We start from the raw sequence: 8,276 nt of genomic DNA, 5'->3' as shown, positions 1-8,276 counted from the left end.
TTCGCCGACGGACCAGGCGATCGGCACGGGCGACGGGACGGCGCGGGTGTTTCAACTGGCGAAGGCCTACGGCTCCGGGGGCATCGTCTATATGCGGACGATCAGGAAGCCCGTGGCGGGAACGGTGCGGGTCGCGGTCGGCGGTGTCGAGAGGATGGAGGCGGAATTCACGGTCGATGCGACGACGGGCGCGGTGAGCTTCGTCGCGGCGCCGGTCGCGGGCGCGGAGATCACGGCGGGCTTCGAGTTCGACGTGCCGGTGCGGTTCGACACGGACTTTCTCGAGATCAATCTCGCGGCTTTCGAGGCCGGATCGTTGCCGAGCGTGCCGGTGATCGAGGTGAGGGTGTGATGCATTCGTTCCAGCCCTCTCCCCTTGGGGAGAGGGCTGGGTGAGGGGGAGCAGCGGAAAAGAGTCTTTCGAAGAGGACACCCTCACCCGACCGGCTGCGCCGGTCGACCTCTCCCGCAAGCGGGAGAGGCGAAGCAAGGAAATCAAAATGAAAAACATTTCTCCGGAGCTTGCCGCGCATCTCGCGGGCGGGGTGACGACGCTGTGCAACTGCTGGAAGCTGACGCGCGCGGACGGGCGCGTGATGGGGTTCACCGATCACGATGGCGATCTCGTGTTCGACGGCGTGACCTTCGAGGCGGCGGCGGGGTTCACGGCGAGTGCGATCGAGAGTTCGGCGGGGCTCGCCGTGGACAATCTCGATCTCGCGGGAGGGTTCAATTCCGAACGGCTCGACGAGAGCGAGCTCGCGGCGGGGCTCTACGACGACGCGGGCGTCGAGATCTGGCGCGTCAACTGGCGCGCGCCGGAGCAGCGGCTCCTGATGCGCAAGGGCAATCTCGGCGAGGTGAGCCGGGGCGCGACGGGCTTCACGGCGGAGCTGCGCGGGCTCGCGCATCGGCTCAACCAGCCGACGGGGCGGCTTTTTCAATATGGCTGCGACGCCGATCTCGGCGATGCGCGATGTTGCGTCGATCTCGGCGCGGCGGCGATGCGCGGGGAGGGCGTCGTCGTCGCGGTGGAAGAGAACCGGATCGTCACCGCGACGGGGCTCGGCGGTTTCGCCGAAGGCTGGTTCGAGCGCGGGCGGCTCGTCTTCGCGGATGGCGCGAACGAGGGCGCGGGCGGCGAGGTGAAGCTTCATGCCGCGACGCCTTCGGGCGCGGTCGTCGAACTCTGGCAGGCGGCGGCGCGGGAGATCGCGGTCGGCGACAGCTTCAGCGTGACGGCTGGCTGCGACAAGCAGTTTACGACCTGCCGCGCGAAATTCGGCAATGGCGCGAACTTTCGCGGCTTCCCGCATATGCCGGGTAACGATTTCGTCGTGTCCTATGCGAACTCGGGAGATGTCAACGATGGCGGAAGCCGGAACTGAGGTGGCGCGGGCCGATATCGTGGCGGCGGCGCGAAGCTGGATCGGCACGCCCTATCGGCATCAGGGGGCTTGCAAGGGTGCGGGCGCGGATTGCCTGGGCCTCGTGCGGGGCGTGTGGCGCGAGCTTTACGGCGAGGAGCCGGAGGCGCCGCCGGCCTATACGGCGGACTGGGCGGAAGGTCCGGGTACGAATGGACATGTCGCCGAGACGATGGCGGAGGCGGCGCGGCGGCATCTCGTCGAGATCGACACCCGCGATGCACGGGAGGGGGATGTCGTGCTCTTTCGCATGAGGCCGAGGGGGCCGGCGAAACATGCGGGCGTGCTCTCGGGCGTGGACCGGATGATTCACGCCTGGTCGGGACATGCGGTGGTCGAGACCTCGCTCGGGCGCTGGTGGCGGGCGCGGATGGCCTATGCGTTCCGGTTTCCGGGGGTGGGGTAGAAGCGCCTCCACCCGAAAAATTCGAGTCGAATTTCTCGACCTCCCCCGAGGGGGAGGTAGAGGCAATTCACCTCCATCTCAACCTGTCATCCCGGGCTCGTCCCGGGATCCAGGGGCGGCTGGCTCCGAGCGAGTGGCCCCTGGGCCCCGGCACAAGGCCGGGGTGACAGACATATTCTGGTGCATCACATGGCGACACTTCTTCTTTCGACGGCGGGGTCGGCGCTGGGGAGCGCGTTGCTGCCCTCCGGGATCAGTTTTCTCGGGGCGACGGTGAGCGGGGCGGCGCTCGGAAGCGCGATCGGGGCGGGGCTCGGGGCCTATGTCGATCAGCAGCTTTTCGGCTCGACGGTGGCGAATTCCGAGGGGCCGCGATTGTCCGACCTGCAGGTCATGTCCTCGACCGAGGGCGCGCCGGTGCCGCGACTTTACGGGCGGGCGCGGATCGCCGGGCAGGTGATCTGGGCGACACATTATAAAGAGCACAGTTCGACGCAGAGCAGCGGCGGCAAGGGAGGGGGCGGCGGCGCGAGCGTCACCTCCTATTCCTACACAGTCTCCTTCGCCGTCGCGCTGTGCGAGGGGCCGGTGACGCGCATCGGCCGCGTCTGGGCGGACGGCAAGGCGATGTCGCTCGAAGACGCGACCTGGCGGCTCCACAAGGGCGACGAGACGCAGATGCCCGATCCAACGATCGAGGCGGTGGAGGGCGCAGGCAATGCGCCCGCCTATCGCGGCATCGCCTATGTGGTGTTCGATAACCTGCCGCTCGGCGATTACGGCAATCGCGTGCCGCAGCTTTCCTTCGAGGTGTTCCGTTCCCTGAGCGATGTGGAAGGCAAGATCGAGGCCGTGACGATCATTCCGGGCGCGGGCGAGTTCGTCTACGACACCAGGGCGACGCGGGAAATCCTCTCCGAGAGTTCGAGCCGCGCGATCAACCGGCATTCGAGCGAAGGCGGGACGGACTGGAGCGTGGCGCTCGACCAGTTGCAGGCGGTGTGCCCCAATGTCGCGAGCGCGTCGCTCGTGGTGAGCTGGTTCGGCGACGATCTGCGCTGCGGCGCCTGCACGGTGAGGCCGAAGGTCGAAATCGGCTGGAAGATCACGACGCCGGAGCAGTGGCGCGTGGCGGGACTCGCGCGGACCCTGGCGCAGGTGGTGAGCCAGGTGGACGGCAAGCCTGCCTTCGGTGGCACGCCCTCCGACGCTTCGGTGACGCGGGCTCTTCAGGACATGAAGGCGCGGGGCTTGCGCACCGTCTTCTATCCCTTCGTGATGATGGATGTTCCGGCCGGCAACACGCTTGCCGACCCGTGGACGGGCGCGGCGTCGCAACCCGCCTATCCCTGGCGCGGACGCATCACCTCATCGCCGGCCCCGGGAGAAGCCGGATCGCCCGACAAGACGAGCGCGGCGGCGGCGCAGGTCGCGAGCTTTTTCGGCACGGCGGCGGTGGGCGATTTCAGCATCGCCGGCGGCGCGGTCGCCTATGCCGGGCCGGCCGAATGGTCCTACCGGCGGATGATTTTGCACTACGCGCATCTCTGCAAGGCGGCGGGCGGCGTCGATGCGTTTCTGATCGGCTCGGAACTCAGGGGCCTCACGCAGATCCGCAGCGGGGCCGCGACCTATCCGGCGGTCGCGGCGCTGAAGGCGCTGGCGGCCGACGTCGCGGGCGTGCTCGGGCCGGCGACCAAGATTTCCTATGCGGCGGACTGGTCGGAATATGCGGGCCATCATCCGGCGGACGGATCGGGCGATCATTATTTCCATCTCGATCCGCTCTGGGCGGACGCGAATATTCATTTCGTCGGCATCGATCTCTATGCGCCGCTCAGCGACTGGCGCAAGACGAGCGACCATCTCGACCGGGCGCTGGCGGCGTCGATCTACGACATCGACTATCTGAAGTCGCGGATCGCGGGCGGCGAGGATTACGACTGGTATTATGCGAGCGAGGTCGACCGTGCCGCGCAACTCCGCTCGACGATCGCTGACGGATACGGCAAGCCCTGGGTCTTCCGCGCCAAGGACATTCTGTCGTGGTGGGCCAACGCCCATCACGACAGGCCGGGCGGCATCGAGAGCGTGAGCGCGACTTCATGGGTGCCTCAGGGCAAGCCCGTCTGGTTCACCGAACTCGGCTGCCCGGCCATCGACAAGGGGACGAACGAACCCAATCTCTTCACCGATCCGAAATCGTCGGAGAGCGCGGCCCCACATTTCTCGAACGGCACGCGCGACGATTACATCCAGCGCTGCTTCATCGCGGCGCAGACGGAGTATTGGGGACAGGCGGGCGCGCATAATCCGGTCTCCGCCGTCTATGGCGGGCGGATGCTCGATGCGGGCGACATGTTTTTCTGGACCTGGGACGCGCGACCCTTTCCGACCTTTCCCGACCGCAGCGACATCTGGGCCGACGGCGAGAACTGGCAGCGCGGGCACTGGCTCAACGGGCGGCTCGGCGCGGTGCCGCTCACCGATCTCGTGCGCGTCATCATGGAGGATGTCGGCTTTTCGGATTTCGACGCGAGCGAGCTTACGGGCGTCGTCGAAGGGTTCGTCATCGACCGCATCATGAGTCCGAGGCAGGCGCTCGCCCCCTTGATGCTGGCGCGCTTTTTCGACGCGGCCGAGACGGAGGGCACGATCCGCTTCCGGCATTTCGGCGCGGCATCCGCGCTGACGCTGACGCCCGACATGCTGGCGGTGGAGGAGGACAGCGCCGAGGCGGGCTACATCCTCACACGCGGGCAGGAGACGGAGCTGCCGCTCTCGGCCAAGCTCACCTTCATCGACGCCGGCATGGAATATAGGCAGGCGACGGTCGAGGCGCGCCGGCTCGGCGTCGCGACGCAGCGCGTCGCTTCGGCGGCGCTGTCGATGGCGATGACGGCCGAGGACGCGCAGGGCGTCGCCGACATCTGGTTGCAGCAGAGCTGGAGCGAGCGCGAGAAGGCGGTGCTGAAATTGCCGCCGTCGCTCGTCGCGCTCGATCCGGGCGATGTCGTGGAGCTCGCGCTGCCGTCGCGCCATGCGCGCTATCGGCTGACGGGCGTGACCGACGGCGCGCATCGCGAGGCGAAGGCCGTTCAGAGCGAGGCGAGCCTTTACGGGCGGCTGGCGAGCCCGCGGCGCGCGCGGGCCAGCGCGACGGCGGCGAGCTTCGGCGTGCCGCTCGGCGTGTTCCTCGACCTGCCGCTGCTGACGGGCGCGGAGACGCCTTATGCGCCGCGCGTCGCCTTCGCGGCCGATCCCTGGCCGGGCGGCATCGCGCTGTGGAAGGGCACGGGGAGCGGCTTCGCGCTCGACCGCGTGACGACGCGCGAGGCGACGATCGGCCGGACGGCGAGCGATCTGGGCGCGGGCGTCACGTCGCGCTGGGACGAGGCACAGGTGTTGACGGTGACGCTCGTCTCGGGCGCGCTGTCCTCGGCGAGCGCGGAGGCGGTGCTCGCGGGCGCGAACGCGGCGGCGCTCGAAACGCCGGAGGGCGGTTGGGAGGTGATCCAGTTCCGCGAGGCCGAACTCGTCGCGTCGGCGACCTATGAATTGCGCGGGTTGCTGCGCGGGCAGGCGGGAACGGAGGCGGCGATGCGCGCGCCGCTGGCGGCGGGCGCGCGCTTCGTGCTGATCGACGGCGCGGTGGCGGAGATGGGTCTGAGCGAAAACGAGCGCGGGCTCGCGCGGAGCTGGGCCTATGGCCCCGCATCGCTGCCGATTGACGATGAAAGTTATGCCCGGGAGACAAGGGCTTTCGCCGGCGTGGGGCTTCGGCCTTTGTCGCCGGTGCATCCGCGCGCGGCGCGCGGAGCGGGCGGCGACATCGAGCTCAGCTGGGTCCGGCGGACGCGGATCGGCGGCGATAGCTGGGAGGGCACGGATGTGCCGCTCGGCGAGGAAGAGGAACGCTATGCGCTCGACATTCTGAGCGGCGGCGTCGCGGTGCGGACGTTCGATGTCACCGCGCCCGCCGCGAGCTACACGGCGGCGATGCAGACCGCCGATTTCGGATCGGCTTCATTTGCGACGCTCGACATTCGCGTCGCGCAGGTGAGCCGGGCCTTCGGGCGCGGCACGGCAAGAGAGGCGACACTTCATGTCTGAGACTTTGCATCTGAAACTTCCTTTTCTCGAAGCGGCGCAGGCGCAGAAGCATGTGACCGTGAACGAGAGCTTGCGGGCGCTCGATGCGCTGGTGCAGCTTTCGGTGAAGAGCCGCGCGCTCGCCGCGCCGCCCGCGACGCCGGGCGACGGCGACCGCTACATCGTCGCGGGCGCGCCGACCGGCGCCTGGGCGGGTGCGGCGGGGAAGGTTGCGGCCTTCACCGACGGCGCGTGGAGCTTCTTCGCGCCGCAGACGGGCTGGCGCGCTTACGACGAAGGCGCCGGCGAGTTCGTCGCCTATGCGGGGAGCGGCTGGGCGAAGGAACCCTCGGGGGCGAGCGTCACGAGCCCGCATGGCGCGGCGACGACGCTCGCGATCCTCGAAGGCGATCACACGATCGCGGCGGGGAGCTCCAACGACACGAGCTTCGCGATCCCCGACCGCGCGATTGTGCTCGGCGTCACGGGTCGCGTGCTGACCGCGATCACGGGCGCGAGTTCGTGGAACCTCGGCGTCGCGGCGGATGCGACGCGCTATGGCAACGGGATCGGCGCGGGCGCGGGGTCCACGGTGATCGGGCCGTCGGGCACGCCCGTCACTTATTGGGGCGCCACGGCGCTGCGGCTTTCATCCGTGGGGGGAAGTTTCACCGGCGGGAAAGTGAGGCTGGCGGTGCATTATGTGGCGTTGGGGTGTGTGGGGGCGTGAAGGCTTGACCGCTTCGCATGGCATTCCCATATGCGATTTACCAAAATTTCAACGAATGTCCGGTCAGAATGTCCCATTCCCGGGCGCGGTGTCGTCCCCGCACTTGTCAGGAGCCTTGCCGGCGGCCATAGTTGGCTAAGGGGAGGACCTGTCGACGCCCAGCGGGGGGCGGAAGGATCAGGTCTTGACAAAGAACATGCTTATTCGCTGTTACGCAGAAGGTTCGGCGCGCGGCTGGGAGGCCGTCTGTCTCGATCTCGACATTGCGGTGCAGGGTACCTCTTTCGAGGAGGTATACCGGCTCCTCGGCGAGGCTATCGACCAGTATGTCGAATACGCCAACGATCTGCCGGAAGCGGAGCGCACCCGTATGTTGTCCAGGAAAGCTCCGCTTACGGACAGACTCCGTTTCCTCTGGCATGTAGCCCGTACAACGCTCAAGGGAGACGGCTCTGGCGACAAACAACGCCATGAGTTCACGAAGCCGCTTATGGCTGCGTGAAATACGCTGAATTTATCAAAATCATAGAAGCTCACGGCTTCAAGATCGACAGACAGAACGGCAGCCACCGAATCTACGAAGGCTTCGTGGACGGCAGGCGATGCGCGGTCACCGTCGCCTATCATCGTGTCAACGACGAAATTCTTCCCAAGAATTTTGACTCCATGATCCGCCAGTCGGGGCTCGGCAAGAAGCTATTCCGGCGTTGATCGTGTGGTGACAGGAAGATGGGCAGGTGGACGAGCCGGAGTGAGGCTTCTCTTTCCACTTCTTCCCTTCATGCTCCCTCTCTCCTTTCTTTCCATCCTTTTCGTCGTGACCGGGCTTGGCCCGGCCATCCACGTCTTGCTTTGCGGTGTCTTTCCAAGGAAGACGTGGATACGCGGGTCGAGCCCGCGCATGACGGGGTTGGGGTGGCGTTACCGCGACCGAAGCTCCCGCTTGACATATTCCTGTTATGTTCCTATTCTAGGAATATAGTCACAAACACCGGAAATCATCATGACCGAGTTGAAGAACCGCGTTGCGCGGGCGGGAGGGCTTTGTCCGGTTTCGGCCGTGCCGGATCTCGCCGCCGTGGTGAGCGTGGCGCTGGCGGTGGCCGCGCGGGCCGGGCGGGAGAGCCGGGAGGCGCAGGTGGCCGTCGCGGCGGCGATCCTCAACTGCATGAAAATGCGGCATCGGCATTGTCCGGCGCTGAACAGCGGCGGGCGATGCACGCGGGCCGTGTGGCGCGATGCGGAGGAGGCGTCCGCGCGGGCCGATTTCGGCGACTGGGATTTCGTGCGCGCGCTCGCCATCGTCTGCGAGCTCATTGCCGGCGAGATCGACGATCCGACGGACGGCGCGACGCATTGGCATGCGCATACCGAGGCGCCCGGCTGGGCGCGGCATGCGCGGCCGAGCGCGCTGATCGGACCGAATTTCTATTACCGCTTCGGCATTCAAAAGACGGCACGAGGAGACGAACAGCACCGCCGATGACGCGGTGGAGAAAGGGAGATGTATCATGTTCGAGTTTTCGGCAACGGCGAGCATCGCGGCCCATGGGCTGACGCTCGCGGATCTGATGGAGGCGGTCCGGTTCGTTCTGGACATGGGGCTTCATGTCGTCGGCAT

8 protein-coding genes are annotated in these 8,276 nt (G+C 67.2%); all 8 read left to right on the top strand.

Going from position 1 to position 8,276, the window contains the following annotated elements; all coding sequences use genetic code 11:
* On the top strand, positions 1–352 hold a 352-nt coding region (locus tag VMR03_RS18590), incomplete at its 5' end, for a DUF2460 domain-containing protein (RefSeq protein WP_325407905.1).
* 148 nt (positions 353–500) lie between these two features.
* Positions 501–1,388, top strand: coding sequence for a DUF2163 domain-containing protein (locus VMR03_RS18585; protein WP_325407903.1), 888 nt, complete (start codon positions 501–503; stop codon positions 1,386–1,388).
* Positions 1,369–1,833 (top strand): NlpC/P60 family protein, encoded by a 465-nt coding sequence (locus VMR03_RS18580; RefSeq protein WP_325407901.1) that lies wholly within the window; start codon positions 1,369–1,371, stop codon positions 1,831–1,833. Before VMR03_RS18585 ends, VMR03_RS18580 begins: the two co-directional genes overlap by 20 nt.
* Positions 1,834–2,022: 189 nt before the next feature.
* Positions 2,023–5,946, top strand: coding sequence for a baseplate multidomain protein megatron (locus VMR03_RS18575; RefSeq protein ID WP_325407899.1), 3,924 nt, complete (start codon positions 2,023–2,025; stop codon positions 5,944–5,946).
* Positions 5,939–6,655 (top strand): DUF2793 domain-containing protein, encoded by a 717-nt coding sequence (locus VMR03_RS18570; protein WP_325407897.1) that lies wholly within the window; start codon positions 5,939–5,941, stop codon positions 6,653–6,655. The genes VMR03_RS18575 and VMR03_RS18570 overlap by 8 nt, the downstream gene beginning before the upstream one ends.
* A 196-nt stretch (positions 6,656–6,851) precedes the next feature.
* Entirely contained in the window at positions 6,852–7,157 is a 306-nt protein-coding gene (locus tag VMR03_RS18565; protein WP_325407895.1) for a hypothetical protein, read from the top strand.
* Positions 7,154–7,366, top strand: a complete 213-nt coding sequence (locus VMR03_RS18560) for a type II toxin-antitoxin system HicA family toxin (RefSeq protein WP_325407893.1) — start codon at positions 7,154–7,156, stop codon at positions 7,364–7,366. Before VMR03_RS18565 ends, VMR03_RS18560 begins: the two co-directional genes overlap by 4 nt.
* Before the next feature lie 292 nt (positions 7,367–7,658).
* Complete coding sequence (locus VMR03_RS18555; protein ID WP_325407891.1) at positions 7,659–8,141, top strand: hypothetical protein; 483 nt, start codon at positions 7,659–7,661, stop codon at positions 8,139–8,141.
* Positions 8,142–8,276 lie beyond the last annotated feature (135 nt).

This window comes from Parvibaculum sp. (assembly GCF_035511255.1).
GTDB lineage: Bacteria > Pseudomonadota > Alphaproteobacteria > Parvibaculales > Parvibaculaceae > Parvibaculum.
The sequence above is the reverse complement of the archived record's forward strand: the minus strand, read 5'-3'. Positions and strand labels throughout refer to the sequence as shown.

Excerpts from the sequence above, each read along its gene's own strand:
- VMR03_RS18565 (WP_325407895.1), top strand. The coding sequence starts at position 6,852 with ATGCTTATTCGCTGTTACGCAGAAGGTTCGGCGCGCGGCTGGGAGGCC.
- VMR03_RS18570 (WP_325407897.1), top strand. The coding sequence starts at position 5,939 with ATGTCTGAGACTTTGCATCTGAAACTTCCTTTTCTCGAAGCGGCGCAG.
- VMR03_RS18580 (WP_325407901.1), top strand. The coding sequence starts at position 1,369 with ATGGCGGAAGCCGGAACTGAGGTGGCGCGGGCCGATATCGTGGCGGCG.
- VMR03_RS18555 (WP_325407891.1), top strand. The coding sequence starts at position 7,659 with ATGACCGAGTTGAAGAACCGCGTTGCGCGGGCGGGAGGGCTTTGTCCG.
- VMR03_RS18575 (WP_325407899.1), top strand. The coding sequence starts at position 2,023 with ATGGCGACACTTCTTCTTTCGACGGCGGGGTCGGCGCTGGGGAGCGCG.
- VMR03_RS18585 (WP_325407903.1), top strand. The coding sequence starts at position 501 with ATGAAAAACATTTCTCCGGAGCTTGCCGCGCATCTCGCGGGCGGGGTG.